Consider the following 19321-nt stretch of genomic DNA (forward strand, 5'->3'; position numbering starts at 1 on the left):
GACCCCCGCCGTGCGCATGGGCCTGTCGATTTCCGTCGCCACCGGGCTCTACGGCATCTCGTTCGGCGCGCTCGCGGTGGCAGCCGGCCTCACGGTGGGGCAGACCATGGCGCTGAGTTTGCTGATGTTCACCGGCGGCTCGCAGTTCGCCTTCATCGGCGTGATCGCCGGCGGCGGTGCGGGCTCGGCCGCGCTCGGTGCCGCCGCGCTGCTGGGCGTGCGCAACGCGGTCTACGGCATGCAGATGAACCGCATGCTCGCGCCCACCGGCTGGCGCAAGGCCGTGGCCGCGCAACTGACCATCGACGAATCCGCCGCCACCGCTTCGGGCCAGACCGCGCCGGACGAACAGCTGCGCGGCTTCTGGACGGCCGGCGTGGGCGTCTTCCTGCTCTGGAACCTGTTCACGCTGCTCGGCGCCATGCTGGGCGACGCGCTGGGCGACCCGCGCCGCTGGGGGCTCGACGGCGCCGCCGTGGCCGCGTTCCTCGGCCTGCTCTGGCCGCGCCTCGCGCAGCGCGAGCCCGTGGCGCTGGCCGTCGTCTGCGGTGTGGCCACCGCCCTGGCCGTGCCGCTGGTGCCGCCCGGCCTGCCCATCCTGCTGGCCGCCGGGGTCGGCGCCGCCTGGGGCTGGTGGGTGCGCAGCCCCGATGCCCCCGCCCCGGCGCCTTCCGCCTCCGCAGACGGGGAGGGCGCGCCATGACGCTGTGGAGCGCGATCCTGCTGGCCTGCGCCGCCACCTACCTGACCAAGTGGGCCGGCTACGCCGTCCCCGCCCGCTGGCTGCAGAACCCGCGCATGGCCCGCGTGGCCGGCGCCATCACGGTGGCGCTGCTGTCGGCGCTGACGGTGATGAACACCTTTGCCTCGGGGACGGCCCTGGTGCTCGATGCGCGCCTGGCGGCCCTGGCGGCAGCGGCGCTCGCCCTGTGGCTGCGGCTGCCGTTTCTGCTGGTGGTGGTGCTGGGCGCGGCGGCGGCGGGACTGGTGCGGTGGTGGGGATGAGGCGGCCGGCGGGACCGGATGCGGCCACCTCCGCAATCCACCAAGACGGTATTCGGCGTCCAACGCAGTTCCCATGCGCACCCGCGACCATTTGAAAGCTTGGGCCAGGCGGGTCAAACGCGACTGCGTCACGCTGTGGTTTGCCGGCAGGCATCCCCAAACGCCCTGGTATGCCAAGGCCCTGGGGGTGTTCGTGGTGGCGTATGCGCTCAGCCCGATCGATCTGATTCCCGACTTCATCCCCGTGCTCGGCTATGTCGACGATGTTCTGCTGCTCCCGGGCCTTATCTGGCTGACCATCCGGCTCTTGCCGCCGGAAGTCCTCGCGGAATGCCGCGCCCAAGCAGACGCGTGGATGCAGGCGAAAGGCGCCAAGCCCCGCAGCCGGGCCGGCGCGGTCCTCATCGTGGCGCTGTGGCTGGCCGCAGGCGCTGCGGCGTGGTATTGGCTGGGACCGCGTCCCTAGGCCGCTCACGTTGGGCGCCCCGCCGGCCGCCTTGCATCGCAAGGTGTCCCCTGCTCCAGAGCTTGGCCAGACCGCACAGGGGGCGTTTCGCTGCCGCAGGTGCAGATAAGAAGCGGCGTCGGTACACTCATTCCGCATGTGGCCGCACAGCCACCGCCTCCACCCGCTGTGCCCTGAGGAGTCCCTGCATGACCGATCCGTCCGACTACACCCCACCCGCCATCTGGCACTGGAACAAAGACAACGGCGGCAAGTTCGCCAGCATCAACCGCCCCGTCGCCGGCGCCACGCACGACAAGGAGCTGCCCGTGGGCAGCCACCCGCTGCAGCTGTATTCGCTCGCCACACCGAACGGCGTCAAGGTCACGGTGATGCTCGAAGAACTGCTGGCGCTCGGCCACAGCGGTGCCGAGTACGACGCCTGGCTGATTCCGATCGGCGAGGGCGCGCAGTTCGGCAGCGGTTTCGTCGCGGTCAACCCGAACTCGAAGATTCCGGCCCTGATGGACCGCAGCGGGCCCGAGCCGGTGCGGGTGTTCGAGTCGGGCGCGATCCTGCTGTACCTGGCCGAGAAGTTCGGCGCGTTTGTGCCGGCGAGTGGCGCCGAGCGGGCCGAGTGCCTCTCGTGGCTGTTCTGGCAGATGGGCAGCGGGCCGTTTCTCGGCGGTGGCTTCGGGCATTTCTATGCGTACGCGCCGACCAAGATCGAGTACGCGATCGACCGCTATGCGATGGAGGTCAAGCGCCAGATGGACGTGCTCAACCAGCGCCTGGCCGCGCACGAGTTTGTGGCGGGCGACGCCTACACGGTGGCCGACATGGCGATCTGGCCGTGGTATGGCGCGATGGCCAAAGGCCAACTCTACGAAGCGGGCGAATTTTTGCAGGTGCACGAGTACACCCACGTCGTGCGCTGGGCCGACCAGATCGCCCAGCGCCCGGCCGTGCAGCGCGGCCGCAAGGTCAACCGCACCTGGGGCGAGCCCGCCAGCCAGCTGCACGAGCGCCACGACGCCAGCGACTTCGACACCCAGACGCAGGACAAGCTCGCCGCGTCTTCTTGACCGTTTGTCTTTCCACCGTTGCAAAGGCCTGCCCATGATCACCCTGTACGACTGCGCCACGGCGCCCAGCCCCCGCCGGGCGCGCATTTTTCTGGCCGAGAAGGGCGTCGCCTATGACACCGTGGCGGTGGACCTGCGCAGTGGCGAGCAGCTGGGCGAGGCCTATCGGCGCATCAACCCGCAGTGCACGGTGCCGACCTTGCGCACCGAGGAAGGGTCGCTGCTGACCGACAACGCTGCCATCACCGCGTACCTCGAAGCGCGTTTTCCCGAACCGCCGCTGCTGGGCGAGACGCCCGAGGAAAAGGCCGACATCGCCAGCTGGAACTGGCGCATGGAATTCGAGGGGCTGCTCGCGATTGCCGAGGCGCTGCGCAACAGCGCGCCGGCCATGGCCAACCGGGCGCTGCCGGGAACGGTGAACTACCCGCAGATTCCGCAGCTCGCCGAGCGCGGCCTGGCCCGCGTGGCGCAGTTTTTCGTGCTGCTGAACGAGCGTCTGGCGGGCCGCGACTTCGTCGCCGCGGGCCGGTTCAGCGCGGCCGACATCACCGCCGTGGTGGCGGTGGACTTTGCGCGCGCGGTCAAGATCAAGCCCAGCGAGCAGCACCCGCACGTGCTGCGCTGGCGCACGGCCATGGCGGCCAGGCCGTCGATGGCGCTGTAGCCGCATGGGCGCAGCCAAGACGCTGCTGGTCGTCTACCACTCGGTGACCGGCGGCGCGCGCCAGATGGCCGAAGCAGCGCGCGCCGGTGCCGCGGCCGAAGCGGGCTGCGCGGTGCGGCTGCTGCATGCCGCGCAGGCGGGGCCGCAGGACGTGCTGGCGGCGGACGGCATGGTCTTCGCCACGCCCGAGAATCTGGCGGCGATGAGCGGGCAGCTCAAGGACTTTTTCGACCGCAGCTACTACGCCGTGCTTGACCAGGTCAACGGCCGCCCGTATGCCAGCCTGGTGTGTGCGGGCAGCGACGGCAGCAACGCGGCGCGGCAGATCGAGCGCATCGCCACCGGCTGGCGCCTCCGGAGCGTGGCCGAGCCGCTGATCGTGTGCACCCACGCCCAGACACCCGAGGCGATCCTGGCGCCCAAGCAGATCGGTGCCGAAGACCTGGAACGCTGCCGGGCGCTGGGGGCGGCGCTGGCGGCAGGGCTGGTGCTCGGGGTGTTCTAGTGTGCTATCGATTAGATAGCTTCTTGCGCTGGCGTGGAAAGCGTTTGTGGCCTGTTTGATTCAAAATCTCCGGGGTGCGCTGTGCGCTGTGCGCTGTGCGCCGCGCGCCGCGGGTGCCGCCAGCCCAGGGGCCACTCCCGCGGTGCGGGCTCAGCGCCAGGCGGTCGCCACCAGCTGGCTGTAATGCACGCCCGGGCGCCCCAGCAGCCGCTCGAACACCGCCGGATGGCCCACGTTGTCGCTGCCCAGCATCGCCAGGGTCTCGCTGCACCAGGGGGACTGCGGCACCGCGTCGCCCAAACGCGCGCTCAGTTCCGTCAGGGGCTGGGGCAGGCGCAGCACCATGGCCGGCGGGTGGCCCAGTTGCTGGCGCAGGCTAGCAATGAAGGCGCCCATGGTCAGCGGCTCGGGGCCGGTGCATTCAATGGTGCCGACCTGTTCCATGGCGGGGCCGAGCAGGGCGACCACGGCGGCGGCCAGGTCGTGCACCGACACCGGCTGCACGCGCGCGTCCAGCACCGCACCGGGAAACAGCGCCACCGGCAGGCGCGCCAGGTTCATGAACAGCGCGCTGCTGTCGCCGCCTTTGCCGAACACCACGCTGGGCCGCAGGATGGCCGGGCGCAGGCGGTTCTGCGCTGCCAGGCCTTTCAAATGCGCCTCGGCGGCCAGCTTGGTCTGGGCGTAGCGTGTGCTGCTGCCTTCAATGCCCAGTGCGGATATTTGCACGATGCGCTGCACGCCCGCCTCGGCGCAGGCGTCGAACAGCGCGATCGGGGCGTCGCGGTGCACCGCGTCGATAGGGCGCTCGCGTGTGTCGCGCAGCACGCCGACGGCGTTGACCACGGCGTCCATGCCCGCCAGGCGCGGCAGCCAGGCGGCGGCCGTGGTGTCGTGCACAAAGTCCGTCGGCACCTGGCCGGGTTGGAGCGTGCTGCGGCGCGGCGAGACGCCGCCGTGCACGCTGTGCCCCGCGCGCTCCAGCGCCGCTTGCAGGGTGTGGCCGATGAAGCCGGTCGAGCCGGTGAGCAGGATGCGCATGGTGTTCCCCAGACAGGAGGCGTGAACCCGCACGATATCGCGGTTTGGGCGGCAGTGGGGGCGCAAGGGAGACCGCCGCGCGTTGGCGTGCGGCGCGATCCGTGTTGGCGCAATTGCGCTCGACCCCTAGACTGGCGCGTCCATGTTCCGCGCCCACGCGCTTTTTTTCAGGAGACCCAGCTATGCCGTTTGACGACCTCCGCGCCGATGTCCATTCCCTGCTGCCGGGCCGCAGCACCGAAGCCGGCGCCACCCGGCGCACCGCGCTGCAGGCCGCGCTGGGCCTGGGTTATGCCGCCGCCGCCGCGCCGCTGATGGCGCAAACGGCGATCGTCACGCCCGCGGACGGGCTGGACGCGGGCACCGTGCACTACGAGGTCAACGGTTTCAAGGTGCCTGCCTACCGCGCGGCGCCGGCCGGCAAGACCGGCCTGCCGGTGGTGCTGGTGGTGCAGGAAATCTTTGGCGTGCACACCTACATCGCCGATGTCTGCCGCCGCCTGGCGCGGGCCGGCTACCTGGCGATTGCGCCCGAGCTGTATGCGCGCCAAGGCGATCCGGCCCAATACAGCGACATCGCCAAGCTGATGGCCGAGGTGGTGTCCAAGGTGCCGGACGCCCAGGTCATGGCCGACCTGGACGGTGCCGTGCAGTGGGCCACGGCGCATGGCGGCGACGCGGCGCGCGTCGGCATTACGGGCTTTTGCTGGGGCGGGCGCATCGCCTGGCTGTATGCGGCGCACGGCCCCGTCAAGGCGGCCGTGGCATGGTACGGGCGCCTGGTGGGCAGCCCGAGCGCGGTCACGCCCAAGCACCCGGTGGAGATCGCACCCATTCTCAAGGCGCCGGTGCTGGGGCTCTATGGCGGGCAGGATGGCGGCATCCCCCTTGACACGGTTGATAAGATGAAAGCCGATTTGGTCCAGGGCTCTGCCGCCGCCAAGGCGTCCGAGTTCGTGGTCTACCCCGAGGCCTCGCATGCCTTTCACGCGGACTACCGCCCCAGCTACCGCCCGGGACCGGCCGAGGATGGGTGGAAGCGGGCGCTGGCCTGGTTCAAAACGCATGGCGTCGCATGACGGGCCGGCGCTCTTTCTGCACCGCGCTGCGCGGCGGCCGCGCCTGGCGCGTGGGATGATGCCGCCGCATTGACATGCGCCGCGCAAGCGCGGTGCAGGCACAGGCTGCAACGACACAGCCGCCCCGCCAAGGCAGGGCGGCTTTTTTGGTGCCGATGGGATCGGCGCGGCAGATGGCGGCAGGGTATTGATTTTCAATAAAAAAGGCCTCTAGGCCATACAGGGTAAGCGCGTACAGCTATGACATTAATAGCAATCATTTTGGCCACTCTGGCCGCGGGCATTGGCAGTGTGTGGTTGGCCGCGTGGCTTTTGCGCGCCGGGTTGGCAGGCGGCTCCCGCAGCGTCGGGCCGCGGCATCTGCTGAGCCTGGCCGCGGGCGCGTTGCTGGCCACGGCCTTCATGCACCTGCTGCCCGAGGCGTTTGAAAGCCCGGCCAGCGCGCAAGACCTGTTTGCGACCTTGCTGGTCGGCGTGGTGTTCTTTTTCATGCTCGAAAAGGCCGAGCTGTGGCACCACGGGCATGAGCACGGCGATGCGCAGCCGGGCCACGGGCACGATGGCGATCACACCCATGGCCACCGCCATGAGGGCGGCGGCACGGTGCGCCTGGGCGGCTGGACGGTGCTGACCGGCGACAGCGTGCACTGCTTTGGCGATGGCGTATTGATTGCTTCGGCCTTTGTGGCCGACCTCCGGCTCGGGCTGATTGCCGCCGCGTCGGTGCTGGCGCACGAGGTGCCGCACCACATGGGCGACCTGGTGGTGCTGCTGCAAAGCAGCGCCAACCGCCGCGTGGCGCTGGTCAAGGTGTCGCTGGCCGGCGCGGTGACCGCGCTGGGCGGCCTGGCCGGCTACTTTCTGCTGGAGCGGCTGCACGGCTGGCTGCCGTACTTTCTGGTGGTGGCGTCGAGCAGTTTTATCTATGTCGCGCTGGCCGATCTGATTCCGCAATTGCAAAAACGCCTGTCGGTGCGCGAAACCGCCCTGCAGGTTGCGATGCTCTTGACCGGCATGGGCGTGGTGACGCTGGTCAGCCACCTGGGGCACGGCCACTGAGCGGCCGCAGCCGCCTCAGCGCCCGATGGCAAACACCGCCGGCGTGTGCTTGTCGGGACCCGCGGGCCGGTGGCGCCACTGCTGCACGCTCTGGCTGCACGTGTGGCCGCTGGCCAGCGTCAGGCCGCTGCTGACCGACAGGCGCGTGGCCGGCTGCAGGGTGTGCAGCAGCGCCTGTAGCAGCGCGGCGTTGCGGTAGGGCGTTTCAATGAACAGCTGGGTTTGGCCGCTCTTGAGCGCCAGGTTTTCGAGGGCTCGGATGCGCTGGGCGCGCTCGTCGGGATCCTGCGGCAGGTAGCCGACGAAGGCGAAGCTCTGCCCGCTCAGCCCGCTGGCGGCCAGCGCCAGCAGCAGAGACACCGGCCCGACCAGCGGCACCACCGCGATGCCCAGCTCGTGCGCGGCGCGCACCACCGAGCTGCCCGGGTCGGCCACGGCCGGCATCCCGGCTTCGCTGACCAGGCCGATGTCGTGCCCGGCCACAGCCGCAGCCAGCAGCGGGCGGGCATCGAACACGGCCGCGCCCTTGCCGCCGTGGTCGCCTTTTTTGTGCACTTCGCGCGGCAGCTCGGTGATGCTTTGCTCCTGCAGCGGCAGGGCCAGCGGGTGCACGGCGTCCACGCGCTTGAGGTAGGCGCGGGCGCTTTTGGCGTTTTCGCAGACCCAGTGGGTCAGCCGCGCTGCGGTGGCCAGCGTGGCGTCGGGCAGGCTGTGCTGCAGCGGCATCTGCGTGTCGCAGCCGAAATCGAGCGGCGCGGGCACCAGGTACAGCGTGCCGCGCGCAGTGGCGGCGGGTGCGGGCGCGCTCATGGCAGCACCAGTCCGGCGGCGCGCAGCAGGCGGCAGGTGCGGATCAGCGGCAGGCCGACCAGCGCGGTGGGGTCGTCGCTGTCGATGGCGTCGAGCAGGCTGATGCCCAGGCCCTCGCTCTTGGCGCTGCCGGCGCAGTCGTAGGGCTGCTCGGCGCGCAGGTAACGCTCCATCTCGTCCTCGGCCAGGGAGCGAAAGCGCACGGTGACCGCCGCCAGGTCCACCTGCTCGAAGCCCGTGGCCTGGCACACCACGGCCACGGCGGTCTGGAAGACCACGCTGTGGCCGCTCATGAGGCGGAGCTGGGCGAGCGCGCGTTCGTGCGTGTGCGGCTTGCCCAGCGCATGCCCCGCCAGGTCGGCCACCTGGTCGGAGCCGATCACCACGGCGCCGGGCTGCTGCGCAGCCACCGCGCGCGCCTTGGCCAGCGCCAGGCGCCGTGCCAGCTCGCGCGGCGCCTCGCCTGGTTGCGGGGTTTCATCGACATCGGGAGCCAAAACGCTGAACGGAAGGCGCAGGCGCTGCAGCAGTTCGCGCCGGTAGGGGGAGGTCGAGCCCAAAACCAGGGGGCGCTGTGGGGAGACGAAATCGTGCATGCCTTGATTCTCTTACACTGCGTGCATGACCAAGGACTACTCACCCGCCCGGCTGGATGTCAAGGCCTTTGCGCAGGCGGGCGCACAGCTGGCTGGACACGATTCCCTGCTCCAATACGAGCGCCTGGCGCAAGAGGCGCAGGGCCTTCACCCCGATTTGCGTGTGGACTGGCAGGCGCGCGGCGAGCTGCGGGCGCTGGCTGGCGACAGCAGCGATTTGTGGCTGCACCTGAAGGTGCAGGCGTCGTTCCCGATGGTGTGCCAACGCTGCCTGACGCCGGTGGACGTGCCCCTGGAGGTCGATCGCTCGTTTCGCTTCGTCGCCGACGAGGCCACGGCCGAAGCGCTGGACGACGACGTCGAGGAAGACCTGCTGGCGCTGAGCCGCGAATTCGATCTGCACGAGCTCATCGAGGACGAGCTGCTGATGGCCTTGCCGGTGGTGCCGCGCCACGACGTGTGCCCCACCGCCGTGCCCATGGCCTCCAGCGAGGACGATTTCGAGGCCGCAAGCGCCGAAAAACCCAATCCGTTCGCGGCCCTGGCGTCACTGCGCGTCGACAAGCCCGGAAGCTAAATCAGCTTCGGATATAATTGAAGGCTTCGCGCGAATCCCCTTGTGTCTTTTGAATGGGCTGATCGCGTTTTTACCCACCCCTTTTTCAGACCAGGAGCCGACCATGGCCGTTCAGCAAAACAAAAAATCTCCCTCCAAGCGCGGCATGCACCGCTCGCACAATGCACTGAATGTGCCCGGCATCGCGGTGGAACCCACCACGGGCGAAACCCACCTGCGCCACCACATCAGCCCCAACGGTTTCTACCGTGGCCGCCAGGTGCTGAAGAACAAGGCCGAAGCCTGATTCGTTTCACGAGCTTCGATCGCCGGGGCCCGTTGCTACTGTATATGTAGCACGGGCCTTTGTTTTGTGCGCTGCACTTTCAACTTGGGCCGCGCGAGCGGCCAGACACACCTTCGATGATTACCCTGGCTGTGGATTGCATGGGGGGCGACCACGGCCCCCGCGTCACGCTGGCGGCGTGCCGCCATTTTCTGGAGCGTCATGCCGATGCGCGGCTGCTGCTGGTGGGACTGCCCGAGGCGCTGCAAGGCTTTGTGCACGAGCGCGCCACGCTGGTGCCCGCCAGCGAAGTCGTGGCGATGGACGACCCTGTCGAGGTGGCCCTGCGCCGCAAGAAGAATTCGTCCATGCGCGTGGCCATCGAGCAGGTCAAGAGCGGCGCTGCCAGCGCCGCCGTGTCTGCGGGCAACACCGGCGCCTTGATGGCGATTGCGCGCTACGTGCTCAAGACGCTCGACGGCATCGACCGGCCGGCCATCGCGAGCCAGCTGCCCAACGCCCAGGGCGGCGCCACCACGGTGCTCGACCTGGGGGCCAATGTCGACTGCAGCGCGCAGCACCTGCTGCAGTTCGCCGTTATGGGGTCGGCGCTGGATTCGGTCCTCAAAGGCAAGGAGCAGCCGACCGTCGGTTTGCTCAATATCGGTGAAGAAGCGATCAAAGGCAGCGAAATAATCAAAAAAGCGGGCGATTTGCTGCGTACGGCTGGCAACTCCGGCCTGTTGAATTTTTATGGCAATGTCGAAGGCAACGACATTTTCAAGGGAACGACCGACATCGTGGTCTGTGACGGCTTTGTTGGCAATGTGGCGCTCAAGGCCAGCGAGGGCTTGGCGAGCATGGTGGGCGGATTCCTCAAGCAGGAGTTCTCACGCAATGTGTTCACCAAAATGGCCGCGATCGTTGCCTATCCGGTGCTATCTGCGTTCAAAGACAAGGTAGACCACCGCCGTTACAACGGTGCAGCCTTGCTGGGATTGCGCGGCCTGGTCTTCAAAAGCCATGGGTCTGCCGACGAAGTGGCTTTTGGGACCGCTTTGAACCGCGCGTATGATGCAGCCCGCAACAACCTGCTGGACCGTGTCCGCCACCGCATTGCCAGTGCAGCGCCTTTCTTGCTGCCCGAACATGCGTTTGCAGACAGCGGCGCGGCGCCGGCGCCACATTGATGAAACGCTACTCACGTATTACCGGCACCGGCAGCCACCTGCCGGCACGCCGGGTGACCAATGCCGACCTCGTGGCCGAGATGGCTGCGCGGGGCGTCGAAACCTCCGATGAATGGATAGTCGAGCGCACGGGCATCCGTGCGCGCCATTTCGCCGCGCCCGATGTGGCGTGCAGCGACATGGCCCTGGACGCTTCGCGCCACGCGCTGAAGGCGGCCGGGCTGGAGCCGCAGGACATCGACCTGATCATCGTTGCCACGTCCACGCCCGACATGGTGTTCCCGTCCACCGCTGCCATCCTGCAGCACAAGCTGGGCGCCAATGGCTGCCCGGCGTTCGACGTGCAGGCCGTGTGCAGCGGCTTTGTCTATGCGCTGACGGTGGCCGACGCCATGATCCGCGCCGGCACCGCCAGCAGGGCTCTGGTGGTGGGCTCCGAAATCTTCAGCCGCCTGCTGGACTTTGACGACCGCACCACCTGCGTGCTGTTTGGCGACGGCGCCGGTGCCGTGGTGCTGGAAGCCTCGGACGAGCCCGGCATCCTGGCCAGCGACATCCATGCCGACGGCAAGCACGTGGGCATCCTGTGCGTGCCCGGCCATGTCTCGGGCGGCAAGATCACGGGCGATCCGCTGCTCAAGATGGATGGCCAGGCGGTGTTCAAGCTGGCCGTGGGCCTGCTCGAGAGCGCGGCCCGCGCCGCGCTCGACAAGGCCGGCCTGGCCGAGGCCGACATCGACTGGTTGGTGCCGCACCAGGCCAATATCCGCATCATGCAAAGCACGGCGCGCAAGCTCAAGCTGTCCATGGACAAGGTCGTGGTCACGGTAGACCAGCACGGCAACACCTCGGCCGCGTCGATTCCGCTGGCGCTGGACCACGGCGTGCGCTCGGGCCAGGTGTGCAAGGGCGAGACGCTGCTGCTGGAAGGGGTGGGAGGCGGTTTTACCTGGGGTGCCGTGCTCCTGAAGTTGTAGCTTCTAGCGCTTGCCTGGCAAGCGCTAGGGCCTTTTTTTGTCATTATTTCCAGAACGACCATGAAGTCTTTTGCATTTGTCTTCCCGGGCCAGGGATCGCAGGCCGTGGGCATGCTCGATGGCTGGGGCGATCACCCGGCCGTCGTGCAGACGCTGCAGGAAGCGTCCGACGCCCTGGGCGAAGACGTGGGCCGCCTGATCCACGAAGGCCCCAAGGAGCAGCTCGCGCTGACCACCAACACCCAGCCCGTAATGCTGGTGGCCGGTGTGGCCGCCTGGCGCGTCTGGCGCGCCGAGGGCGGCGCCTTGCCCGCCGCTGTGGCCGGGCACTCGCTGGGCGAGTATTCGGCGCTGGTGGCGTCGGGCGTGCTGACGCTGGCGCAGGCCGCCCCGCTGGTGCGCCTGCGCGCCGCCGCCATGCAGGAAGCCGTGCCCGTGGACACGGGGGCCATGGCCGCCATCCTGGGCCTCGATGCTGCAAAAGTGATGGCTGGTTGTGCAGAGGTGACGAGCGCCATGGGCCAAAGCGGCATTGAAGTCGTCGAGGCGGTCAATTTCAACGACCCCTCGCAAACCGTGATCGCCGGCAGCAAGGCCGCCGTCGAGAAGGCCTGCGAAGTGCTCAAGGCCGCCGGCGCTAAGCGCGCGCTGCCGCTGCCGGTCTCCGCGCCGTTCCATTCCAGCCTGATGAAACCCGCCGCTGAAAAGCTGCGCGTGGCGCTGGCCGCCACGGCGCTGGCCGCGCCGCAGATCCCGGTGCTCAACAACATCGACGTGGCCGTGCAGCAGGACGCCGACGCCATCCGCGATGCGCTGGTCCGCCAGGCTTTCGGGCCCGTGCGCTGGGTCGAGTGTGTGCAGGCCCTGAAGGGCCGCGGCATCACCCATCTGGTCGAATGCGGCCCCGGCAGGGTGCTGGCGGGCTTGGTGCGTCGCATCGACGCCGAACTGGTGGGCGCGGCGCTGTACGACCCGGCCACCCTCACCGAAGTCAAGGAACTGCTGGCATGAGCGAATCCATTGCAAAGGCGCCCGTGGCGCTGGTCACCGGCGCATCGCGCGGCATTGGCGCGGCCATTGCCCTGGAACTGGCCGTGCGCGGCTACCAGGTCATTGGCACCGCCACCACACCCGAAGGCGCGGAGCGCATCACTGCAGCGCTGGCCGGCCACCCCGGCTGCCGCGGCGCGGCCCTCGATGTCAACGACGGTCCGGCCGTGGATGCGCTGATCGACGGCATCGTCAAGGAGCAGGGCGGCCTGCAGGTGCTGGTGAACAACGCCGGCATCACGCGCGACACCCTGGCCATGCGCATGAAGGACGGCGACTGGGATGCGGTGCTCGACACCAACCTCAAGGCCGTGTTCCGCGTCAGCCGCGCCGCCATCAAGCCCATGATGAAGCAGCGCTTTGGCCGCATCATCAGCATCACCAGCGTGGTCGGTGCCTCGGGCAACCCCGGGCAGGCCAACTACGCGGCCGCGAAGGCCGGCGTCGCCGGCATGGCCCGCGCCCTGGCGCGCGAGCTGGGCAGCCGGGGCATCACCGTCAACTGCGTGGCGCCCGGCTTCATCGACACCGACATGACCGCCAAGTTGCCCGAAGCGCAGCAAAAGGCCCTGCAGGACCAGATTCCGCTGGGCCATCTGGGCCACCCCGCCGACATTGCGCATGCCGTTGCCTACCTCGCATCTCCCGAAGCGGGCTATGTGACAGGGCAGGAATTGCATGTCAATGGCGGCATGTACATGTAATTGGCAGAACCCACGCCGCGCCATCCGTACGGCGGGCCGTTCAAGGGGCACTCCCTGAACCGGCTAGAATCGCGGATCTATTCACAACCCCCAGAGGGAAACCATGAGCGATATCGAAGCACGTGTCAAAAAAATCATCGCCGAACAACTCGGCGTGGAAGAGTCTCAAGTCACCAATGAAAAAGCCTTCGTGGCCGACCTGGGTGCCGACTCGCTCGACACGGTCGAACTGGTGATGGCCCTGGAAGACGAGTTCGGCATCGAGATCCCGGACGAAGACGCCGAGAAGATCACGACGGTGCAAAACGCCATCGATTACGCCACCACCCACCCCAAGGCTTGAGCGGCGCCCCGCGCCCGTCCTCGCGTTTAGCACAAGGTTTTTTTGCATGAGCCGTCGTCGCGTCGTCGTGACCGGCCTGGGTTGCGTCAGCCCCGTGGGTAACACGGTGGCCGAGGCCTGGGCCAACATCCTCGCTGGCCAGTCCGGCATTGACCTCATCACGAAGTTCGATGCGTCGGATTTCTCCTGCAAGATTGCCGGCGAGGTCAAGGGTTTTGATCTGGAGTCCTACATGAGCGCCAAAGAGGCGCGCACCATGGATTCCTTCATTCATTTCGGCGTTGCCGCAGCAGCGCAGGCTGTAGCGGATGCCGGCCTGCCCACGGGCGAGGCGCTGGATGAAGAGCTGGCCACGCGCATTGCCTGCGTGATCGGCTCGGGCATTGGCGGTTTGCCGCTGATCGAGAACACCCACGCCGAGTATGCGAACCGGGGACCGCGCCGCATCACGCCCTTTTTCGTGCCCGCTTCCATCATCAACATGGTGGCTGGGCATGTGTCGATGCGCTTTGGCTTCAAGGGGCCGAATCTGGCGGTTGTCACGGCCTGCACCACAGGGCTGCATTGCATCGGCGAAGCCGGTCGCATGATCGAATACGGCGATGCCGACGTGGTCGTGGCCGGTGGGACGGAGTCGACCGTCTCGCCGCTGGGCATCGGCGGCTTTGCGGCCATGCGCGCCCTTTCGACGCGCAACGACGACCCGAAGGCGGCATCGCGGCCCTGGGACAAGGACCGCGACGGTTTTGTGCTGGGTGAAGGTGCGGGCGTGATGGTGCTCGAAGAGTATGAGCACGCCAAAGCCCGCGGTGCCAAGATTTACGCGGAACTGAGCGGCTTCGGCATGAGTGCCGATGCCGGGCACATGACGGCTCCCAACATGGATGGCCCGCGCCGTGCCATGCTGAACGCGCTGCGCAACGCCGGCATCAACGCCGACCAGGTGGACTACCTCAACGCGCATGGCACCTCCACTCCGCTGGGCGACATCAACGAAACCAATGCCATCAAGGCCGCACTGGGCGACCACGCCAAGCGCACCGTCGTCAGCTCCACCAAATCCATGACCGGCCACCTGCTGGGCGGCGCCGGCGGTATCGAGAGCATCTTCACGGTGCTGGCGCTGTACCACCAGAAGGTGCCACCCACCATCAATCTGGACAACCAGGATCCAGAGTGCGACCTGGACTTTTGCGCCAATACCGCGCGGGACATGAAGGTGGATGTGGCCGTCAAGAACAACTTCGGTTTTGGCGGCACCAACGGCACGCTGGTCTTCAAGCGCGTTTGACGCGCGGGGGCGCACCCGCTGCGGGTGGCGCTGCCTCAGGTCTTGTGCCGCTCGCTGCATGCGAATCGCGGCGTGGGCCGACTGACGGCGTAATGTCTTCTTTTCTCCGCCACCATGCACCCGCCGTGCGCTACCCCGTGGCGCGCGGTGTCTGGCTCGGCTGGGCGCTGGTGGCATATGCAACTGCAGGCTTTCTGGCGCTGCTCGCCTGGGCGCTCTGGGGTGCCGGGACGCGCAATGCCATGGTGGGAGCGGCCGGCGTGCTGTGGCTGGGGTGCTGTGCCCTGGCCCTGCATTTCTGGTGCAGCTGGCGACCGGCCACGCTGGCATGGAACGGCAGCCACTGGAGCCTGGAAGCCCCTGCAGGGGCCATTGCATCCCCAGCGACGATACAAGTCCATCTCGATCTGCAGCGTTGCCTGTGGGTGCGGTTGCAACCGGTGCTGCCACATCCCGTCCGCGCGCACTGGTTGTGGTTGGAGCAGCGCAGCGCGCCCGAGCATTGGGGAGAGCTGCGCCGTGCGGTATATTCGCGCGCCAGGCAGGGCGCTGGAGATATTTCCAGCCACGGCCCGCGCAGCGGCCCCCAGGCATGACACTCTCTTATCCATGACCGTTTTGCCTCCCGCCGATCCTCCCGCTGCCGACCACAGCGACCTTCAGCTCGTCGAGCGCACGGTTGCGGGCGACCAGCGGGCGTACGAGTTGCTGGTCATCAAGTACCAGCGGCGCATAGAGCGGCTCATTGGCCGCATGGTCCGCGACACCGATTTGATACAGGACATTGCGCAGGAAACTTTTATCCGCGCCTACCGGGCCCTGCACCAGTTCCGTGGCGAGGCCCAGTTCTATACCTGGCTGTACCGCATCGCCGTCAACACCGCCAAGAAAGCGCTGATGGACCTCAAGCGCAACCCGGTGGTCTACGAAGGCGCCTTGCGCGGTGGCGACGATGAAGATGAAACTTCGCGCCTCGGCCACGAACTAACCACCGACGAAACCCCAGAAACCGTGCTGGCCGCGCAAGAAATTGCGGCAGCGGTGAATGCGGCCATGGACGCTTTGCCCGAAGACTTGCGCCAGGCGGTGACCCTGCGCGAGATTGAGGGTCTCAGCTATGAAGAAATCGCCACCGCGATGGCCTGCCCGATCGGCACGGTTCGCTCGCGCATCTTTCGAGCGCGCGAGGCGATTTCGGTGCGTGTGCGGCCGCTTCTGGAGAACCAGACGGGCAAGCGGTGGTAAGTGCCAAATGGGTTGACAGGTGACACCATGAATGAAATTTTGGACCAACGAGAACAGCTCTCTGCCTTGGCAGACGGGCAGCTTCAGGGCGAGGAGATGGCGCATGCCCTGCAGTTCGCGCATTCGGCAGATGGGCTGGCGACATGGGAGCTCTACCATGTGGTAGGGGATGTGCTGCGCTCGCCCGAACTGGCCCGCCATGCTGGCAACGCTGATTTTCTCAACCGGCTGCAGCAGCAGTTGGCGCGCGAGCCCCAGCCCCTGCGCCCCTTGCCGGTGCATGCGGGTTTGCAGCAGATTGCCGAGCCCTCCGCTGCCATGCCAGAGGCCGCGAACGCCTCGGTGTTTCGCTGGAAGATGGCGGCGGGCTTGGCTTCCATGGCGGTGGTGCTGGCGGTCGGCTGGAACTCCTGGGACACCTTGCAGAACGGCGGCCCGTCGGGCGCGCGACTCGCTGCTGCGCCACCGGCGCCCGAGCAGGCCGCTGTGGCTGTGGCAGAGAACCAGGCACCCCAGGTCATGCTCCGTGACCCGCGCCTGGATGAACTCTTGGCTGCGCACAAGCAGTTTGGTGGCACCTCCGCGTTGCAAATGCCGGCAGGATTCTTGCGCAATGCCACCTTCGAGGCGCCGGCCCGTTGACCGCTGGCCCACGTGAAGACGTGAGAGCGCACCCCGATCCGCTGCGCGGCGCGCGCAGGCAGGCGAGACACAGTTCATGGGAGTTCTGGCGCTGGGCCGCCGTTGGGATCGCAGCCGGCGGTGCTGTGCTCCCACTGGGGGCCGCACCTGCGTCTGCGCCTGCAACCGCGGCTGCAGCAGCACTGCCCGGTTCCGCTCAGGAAGACATCGCGCAATGGATTGAGCGCTGGCACACCGCGTCGCGCACGCGCAGCTATATCGGCACCTTTGTGGTGTCTTCCGCTTCGGGTGCCATGGCCAGTTCGCGCATCGTGCATGCCTGCATGGGCACGCAGCAGATGGAGCGCGTCGAGGCCCTGACGGGGACGCCCCGCATCACCTACCGCCACAACGACGAAGTGCGCACCTTCTGGCCCCAGGCGCGCGCCGCGCGTTCGGAGCAGCGGGAGCACGCCGGCGCCTTTCCGCAATTGCCTGGAGCCGGGGGCGCCGATGTGGCCAGCTTCTACAGCGCGCAGCGCCTTGCGGGCGAGCGTGTGGCGGGCATGGCTGCCGATGTGCTGTGGCTGAAGCCGAGGGACGCCTTGCGTTTCGGCTACCGCATCTGGAGTGAGCGCGAATCCGGTCTGGTGCTCAAAATCCAGACCCTCGAGCCCGGTGGCCAGGTGCTGGAGCAGGTGGCCTTTTCAGAGATTGACCTGAATGCGCGCGTGCGCCTGCAGCCGCTGCGCCGCATGATGGACGACACGACCGGCTACCAAGTGGTCAGCGTGCCTCGGCGCAAGACGTCTGCGGCCGAGCATGGCTGGGTGCTGCGCCAGCCTGTCGATGGGTTCGTGCCGCTGAACTGCTACCACCACGGGGCACGCGCCGGGCAAGAGGGCGAGGGCGGGAGCGCCTTGCAGTGCATTTACTCGGACGGGCTGGCGACGGTGTCGCTGTTCCTCGACGTCTACGACCCCCATCGCCACGTCGGCGGGCAGTGGAGCATGGGGGCCACGCACACGCTGGCGCAGCGCCTGGGCGCGGACCTCTGGGTCACGGCCGTGGGCGAGGTGCCGCTCGAAACCCTGCAGCTGTTTGCGTCCCGGCTGGAGCGCAAGCGCTGAGAACCGGGTCCGCCGCGATGCGGAACCAATTGCGAAGCTGGGTTTCACAATGCCAGGCGCCCGAGGCGCGCATGGTTCCCTGGATTTTTGAAAGGTCGTTGATGAAGAAGATCGATTGGAAGACGGTGCACTCGTTTGCATTGGCCGGCGTGTTCGCTGTGGTGGCTGGCATGGCCGCCGTGCCTGTGGGCTCGGCCTATGCCCAGCCCGCTTCAGTGCGTGGCTTGCCGGACTTCACCGATCTGGTGGAGCAGGTAGGGCCGTCGGTGGTGAACATCCGCACGGTGGAGAAGGCGGCGGCGCGCGGCAGTGCCAATGGCATGGACGAGGACATGCTGGAGTTCTTCCGGCGTTTCGGCGTGCCCATTCCCAACATGCCGCGGCAGCAGCGCCCCGATCGCTCGCAGCCGGAAGAGGAGCCGCAGCCGCGCGGCGTGGGCTCGGGCTTTATCCTGAGCGCCGATGGCTATGTCATGACCAACGCCCATGTCGTGGAGGGTGCGGAAGAGGTTTTGGTCACTTTGACGGACAAGCGCGAATTCAAGGCCAAGATCGTCGGTGCCGACAAGCGCACCGACGTGGCCGTGGTCAAGATCGAGGCCACCGGCCTGCCTGCTGTGAAGATCGGCGAACTGTCGCGCCTGAAGGTCGGTGAATGGGTCATGGCCATCGGCTCGCCGTTTGGGCTCGAAAACACCGTGACAGCGGGCATTGTGAGTGCCAAGCAGCGCGATACGGGCGACTACCTGCCTTTCATCCAGACCGACGTGGCAATCAATCCCGGCAATTCGGGCGGTCCACTGATCAACATGCGCGGCGAAGTGGTCGGCATCAACAGCCAGATCTATTCGCGCTCGGGCGGCTTCATGGGCATCTCGTTTGCGATTCCGATTGACGAAGCCATGCGCGTGAGTGAGCAACTGCGCGTGAGTGGGCGCGTCACGCGCGGGCGCATCGGCGTGCAAATTGGCCCTGTGGGCAAGGATGTGGCCGAGTCGCTGGGGCTGGGCAAGCAACAGGGAGCGCTGGTGACCGGGGTTGAGTCGGGCTCGCCCGCGGAAAAGGCCGGCGTCGAGGCCGGGGATGTCATCACGCGCTTCGAGGGCAAGCCGATTGACAAGGTCAGCGACCTGCCGCGCATGGTGGGCAACACCAAGCCGGGGACCAAGAGCACCGTCACCGTCTTCCGGCGTGGCAAGGCGCGCGATCTTGCCATCATCATCGCCGAAATCGAACCCGAAGCGCCGGTGCGCAAGGCCGCAGAGCGCGAAGCCAAGCCCAAGCCCAAGGCCTCGGCGCTGGCGCAGCAATGGGGTCTGTCGGTCTCCGAACTGAGCGACGCGCAGAAGAAGGACCTCAAGCTCAAGGGCGGGGTGCGTGTGGAGGCCGCCACCGACGCGGCCGCGCGCGCCGGTCTGCGCGAGGGCGATGTGATCCTGGGGATTGCCAACACCGAGGTCTCCAGCCTCAAGGAACTGGAGGCCGCGCTGGCGAAGGCCGACAAGAACAAGCCCGTGAATGTGCTGTTCCGGCGCGGTGAATGGGCGCAGTACGCGCTGATGCGACCGACTCGGTGACAGGTGCCGGCCCAGGCCCTAGCGGCAGGGGACTCAGGCTTCATATAAGAAAGGCCCAG

The 19321-nt window shown here is 67.6% G+C and carries 24 protein-coding genes; 21 read left to right on the plus strand and 3 right to left on the minus strand.

All coding sequences use genetic code 11. The features are described from left to right. The 6 genes from B2J89_RS10375 to B2J89_RS10400 form a co-directional block, all read left to right on the plus strand. Positions 1 to 703, plus strand: a 703-nt coding sequence (locus B2J89_RS10375) for an AzlC family ABC transporter permease (protein WP_169169007.1), incomplete at its 5' end; no start/stop codon positions are given. Then, complete coding sequence (locus B2J89_RS10380) at positions 700 to 1005, plus strand: AzlD domain-containing protein (RefSeq protein ID WP_169169008.1); 306 nt, start codon at positions 700 to 702, stop codon at positions 1003 to 1005. The genes B2J89_RS10375 and B2J89_RS10380, both read left to right, overlap by 4 nt. Positions 1006 to 1078: 73 nt before the next feature. Further along, the gene (locus B2J89_RS10385; protein ID WP_169169009.1) at positions 1079 to 1471 is read left to right on the plus strand and encodes a YkvA family protein; all 393 of its coding nucleotides are present in this window, start codon (positions 1079 to 1081) and stop codon (positions 1469 to 1471) included. A 188-nt stretch (positions 1472 to 1659) separates the two neighbouring features. After that, on the plus strand, positions 1660 to 2535 hold the full coding sequence (gene yghU / locus B2J89_RS10390) for a glutathione-dependent disulfide-bond oxidoreductase (RefSeq protein WP_169169010.1): 876 nt from the start codon (positions 1660 to 1662) through the stop codon (positions 2533 to 2535). Between the two features lie 34 nt (positions 2536 to 2569). After that, complete coding sequence (locus B2J89_RS10395) at positions 2570 to 3202, plus strand: glutathione S-transferase family protein (protein WP_169169011.1); 633 nt, start codon at positions 2570 to 2572, stop codon at positions 3200 to 3202. 4 nt (positions 3203 to 3206) lie between these two features. Continuing rightward, complete coding sequence (locus B2J89_RS10400; RefSeq protein WP_169169012.1) at positions 3207 to 3707, plus strand: flavodoxin family protein; 501 nt, start codon at positions 3207 to 3209, stop codon at positions 3705 to 3707. A gap of 150 nt (positions 3708 to 3857) precedes the next feature. Here B2J89_RS10400 and B2J89_RS10405 read toward each other — a convergent pair whose 3' ends face one another. Continuing rightward, a complete protein-coding gene (locus B2J89_RS10405; RefSeq protein ID WP_169169013.1) occupies positions 3858 to 4748 on the minus strand; it encodes an NAD-dependent epimerase/dehydratase family protein in 891 nt (296 codons plus the stop codon). Positions 4749 to 4930: 182 nt separating this feature from the next. Between B2J89_RS10405 and B2J89_RS10410 the strand changes: the two genes are divergently transcribed. Beyond that, on the plus strand, positions 4931 to 5827 hold the full coding sequence (locus B2J89_RS10410) for a dienelactone hydrolase family protein (protein ID WP_169169014.1): 897 nt from the start codon (positions 4931 to 4933) through the stop codon (positions 5825 to 5827). Positions 5828 to 6067: 240 nt separating this feature from the next. Next, the gene (locus tag B2J89_RS10415) at positions 6068 to 6886 is read left to right on the plus strand and encodes a ZIP family metal transporter (RefSeq protein ID WP_169169015.1); all 819 of its coding nucleotides are present in this window, start codon (positions 6068 to 6070) and stop codon (positions 6884 to 6886) included. A 15-nt stretch (positions 6887 to 6901) separates the two neighbouring features. On the opposite strand, the gene B2J89_RS10420 is transcribed toward B2J89_RS10415, so the two are convergent. Together B2J89_RS10420 and B2J89_RS10425 are read right to left on the minus strand one after the other, a co-directional pair. Then, a complete protein-coding gene (locus B2J89_RS10420; RefSeq protein ID WP_169169016.1) occupies positions 6902 to 7696 on the minus strand; it encodes an SAM-dependent methyltransferase in 795 nt (264 codons plus the stop codon). After that, positions 7693 to 8292 (minus strand): Maf family nucleotide pyrophosphatase, encoded by a 600-nt coding sequence (locus B2J89_RS10425; RefSeq protein WP_169169017.1) that lies wholly within the window; start codon positions 8290 to 8292, stop codon positions 7693 to 7695. The genes B2J89_RS10420 and B2J89_RS10425 overlap by 4 nt, the downstream gene beginning before the upstream one ends. 25 nt (positions 8293 to 8317) lie before the next feature. Between B2J89_RS10425 and B2J89_RS10430 the strand changes: the two genes are divergently transcribed. From B2J89_RS10430 to B2J89_RS10490, 13 genes are all read left to right on the plus strand, one after another. Continuing rightward, entirely contained in the window at positions 8318 to 8869 is a 552-nt protein-coding gene (locus B2J89_RS10430) for a DUF177 domain-containing protein (protein WP_169169018.1), read from the plus strand. 103 nt (positions 8870 to 8972) lie between these two features. Beyond that, positions 8973 to 9155: a 50S ribosomal protein L32 gene (gene rpmF / locus B2J89_RS10435; RefSeq protein WP_169169019.1), complete on the plus strand. Its 183-nt coding sequence runs from the start codon at positions 8973 to 8975 to the stop codon at positions 9153 to 9155. Between the two features lie 116 nt (positions 9156 to 9271). Continuing rightward, positions 9272 to 10324, plus strand: a complete 1053-nt coding sequence (gene plsX / locus B2J89_RS10440; protein ID WP_169169020.1) for a phosphate acyltransferase PlsX — start codon at positions 9272 to 9274, stop codon at positions 10322 to 10324. After that, positions 10324 to 11301 (plus strand): beta-ketoacyl-ACP synthase III, encoded by a 978-nt coding sequence (locus B2J89_RS10445; protein WP_169169021.1) that lies wholly within the window; start codon positions 10324 to 10326, stop codon positions 11299 to 11301. The genes plsX and B2J89_RS10445 overlap by 1 nt, the downstream gene beginning before the upstream one ends. Positions 11302 to 11361: 60 nt before the next feature. After that, positions 11362 to 12312: an ACP S-malonyltransferase gene (fabD, locus tag B2J89_RS10450; RefSeq protein WP_169169022.1), complete on the plus strand. Its 951-nt coding sequence runs from the start codon at positions 11362 to 11364 to the stop codon at positions 12310 to 12312. Continuing rightward, positions 12309 to 13055 (plus strand): 3-oxoacyl-ACP reductase FabG, encoded by a 747-nt coding sequence (fabG, locus tag B2J89_RS10455; RefSeq protein ID WP_169169023.1) that lies wholly within the window; start codon positions 12309 to 12311, stop codon positions 13053 to 13055. The genes fabD and fabG overlap by 4 nt, the downstream gene beginning before the upstream one ends. A 103-nt stretch (positions 13056 to 13158) precedes the next feature. After that, positions 13159 to 13398, plus strand: coding sequence for an acyl carrier protein (gene acpP / locus B2J89_RS10460; RefSeq protein WP_027995239.1), 240 nt, complete (start codon positions 13159 to 13161; stop codon positions 13396 to 13398). A gap of 46 nt (positions 13399 to 13444) precedes the next feature. Further along, positions 13445 to 14689: a beta-ketoacyl-ACP synthase II gene (gene fabF, locus B2J89_RS10465; RefSeq protein WP_169169024.1), complete on the plus strand. Its 1245-nt coding sequence runs from the start codon at positions 13445 to 13447 to the stop codon at positions 14687 to 14689. A 92-nt stretch (positions 14690 to 14781) separates the two neighbouring features. Then, a complete protein-coding gene (locus tag B2J89_RS10470) occupies positions 14782 to 15285 on the plus strand; it encodes a hypothetical protein (protein ID WP_169169025.1) in 504 nt (167 codons plus the stop codon). A gap of 13 nt (positions 15286 to 15298) precedes the next feature. Further along, the gene (gene rpoE / locus B2J89_RS10475; protein ID WP_169169026.1) at positions 15299 to 15934 is read left to right on the plus strand and encodes an RNA polymerase sigma factor RpoE; all 636 of its coding nucleotides are present in this window, start codon (positions 15299 to 15301) and stop codon (positions 15932 to 15934) included. A 27-nt stretch (positions 15935 to 15961) separates the two neighbouring features. Next, the gene (locus B2J89_RS10480) at positions 15962 to 16576 is read left to right on the plus strand and encodes a sigma-E factor negative regulatory protein (RefSeq protein WP_169169027.1); all 615 of its coding nucleotides are present in this window, start codon (positions 15962 to 15964) and stop codon (positions 16574 to 16576) included. Between the two features lie 125 nt (positions 16577 to 16701). Then, positions 16702 to 17685, plus strand: coding sequence for a MucB/RseB C-terminal domain-containing protein (locus B2J89_RS10485; protein ID WP_371736200.1), 984 nt, complete (start codon positions 16702 to 16704; stop codon positions 17683 to 17685). Between the two features lie 101 nt (positions 17686 to 17786). Beyond that, a complete protein-coding gene (locus B2J89_RS10490) occupies positions 17787 to 19262 on the plus strand; it encodes a DegQ family serine endoprotease (protein ID WP_169169028.1) in 1476 nt (491 codons plus the stop codon). Positions 19263 to 19321 lie beyond the last annotated feature (59 nt).

The sequence above is a fragment of the Acidovorax sp. SRB_24 genome (assembly GCF_012931925.1).

What these genes read in the sequence shown, in the direction of transcription:
- fabG (WP_169169023.1), top strand. Translation starts at nt 12,309, where the DNA reads ATGAGCGAATCCATTGCAAAGGCGCCCGTGGCGCTGGTCACCGGCGCA.
- B2J89_RS10420 (WP_169169016.1), bottom strand. Translation starts at nt 7,696, where the DNA reads ATGAGCGCGCCCGCACCCGCCGCCACTGCGCGCGGCACGCTGTACCTG.
- B2J89_RS10490 (WP_169169028.1), top strand. Translation starts at nt 17,787, where the DNA reads ATGAAGAAGATCGATTGGAAGACGGTGCACTCGTTTGCATTGGCCGGC.
- B2J89_RS10430 (WP_169169018.1), top strand. Translation starts at nt 8,318, where the DNA reads ATGACCAAGGACTACTCACCCGCCCGGCTGGATGTCAAGGCCTTTGCG.
- plsX (WP_169169020.1), top strand. Translation starts at nt 9,272, where the DNA reads ATGATTACCCTGGCTGTGGATTGCATGGGGGGCGACCACGGCCCCCGC.
- yghU (WP_169169010.1), top strand. Translation starts at nt 1,660, where the DNA reads ATGACCGATCCGTCCGACTACACCCCACCCGCCATCTGGCACTGGAAC.
- B2J89_RS10425 (WP_169169017.1), bottom strand. Translation starts at nt 8,292, where the DNA reads ATGCACGATTTCGTCTCCCCACAGCGCCCCCTGGTTTTGGGCTCGACC.
- B2J89_RS10480 (WP_169169027.1), top strand. Translation starts at nt 15,962, where the DNA reads ATGAATGAAATTTTGGACCAACGAGAACAGCTCTCTGCCTTGGCAGAC.
- B2J89_RS10385 (WP_169169009.1), top strand. Translation starts at nt 1,079, where the DNA reads ATGCGCACCCGCGACCATTTGAAAGCTTGGGCCAGGCGGGTCAAACGC.
- fabF (WP_169169024.1), top strand. Translation starts at nt 13,445, where the DNA reads ATGAGCCGTCGTCGCGTCGTCGTGACCGGCCTGGGTTGCGTCAGCCCC.
- B2J89_RS10400 (WP_169169012.1), top strand. Translation starts at nt 3,207, where the DNA reads ATGGGCGCAGCCAAGACGCTGCTGGTCGTCTACCACTCGGTGACCGGC.
- B2J89_RS10470 (WP_169169025.1), top strand. Translation starts at nt 14,782, where the DNA reads ATGTCTTCTTTTCTCCGCCACCATGCACCCGCCGTGCGCTACCCCGTG.
- acpP (WP_027995239.1), top strand. Translation starts at nt 13,159, where the DNA reads ATGAGCGATATCGAAGCACGTGTCAAAAAAATCATCGCCGAACAACTC.
- fabD (WP_169169022.1), top strand. Translation starts at nt 11,362, where the DNA reads ATGAAGTCTTTTGCATTTGTCTTCCCGGGCCAGGGATCGCAGGCCGTG.
- B2J89_RS10415 (WP_169169015.1), top strand. Translation starts at nt 6,068, where the DNA reads ATGACATTAATAGCAATCATTTTGGCCACTCTGGCCGCGGGCATTGGC.
- B2J89_RS10380 (WP_169169008.1), top strand. Translation starts at nt 700, where the DNA reads ATGACGCTGTGGAGCGCGATCCTGCTGGCCTGCGCCGCCACCTACCTG.
- B2J89_RS10405 (WP_169169013.1), bottom strand. Translation starts at nt 4,748, where the DNA reads ATGCGCATCCTGCTCACCGGCTCGACCGGCTTCATCGGCCACACCCTG.
- B2J89_RS10410 (WP_169169014.1), top strand. Translation starts at nt 4,931, where the DNA reads ATGCCGTTTGACGACCTCCGCGCCGATGTCCATTCCCTGCTGCCGGGC.
- rpoE (WP_169169026.1), top strand. Translation starts at nt 15,299, where the DNA reads ATGACCGTTTTGCCTCCCGCCGATCCTCCCGCTGCCGACCACAGCGAC.
- B2J89_RS10395 (WP_169169011.1), top strand. Translation starts at nt 2,570, where the DNA reads ATGATCACCCTGTACGACTGCGCCACGGCGCCCAGCCCCCGCCGGGCG.
- rpmF (WP_169169019.1), top strand. Translation starts at nt 8,973, where the DNA reads ATGGCCGTTCAGCAAAACAAAAAATCTCCCTCCAAGCGCGGCATGCAC.
- B2J89_RS10445 (WP_169169021.1), top strand. Translation starts at nt 10,324, where the DNA reads ATGAAACGCTACTCACGTATTACCGGCACCGGCAGCCACCTGCCGGCA.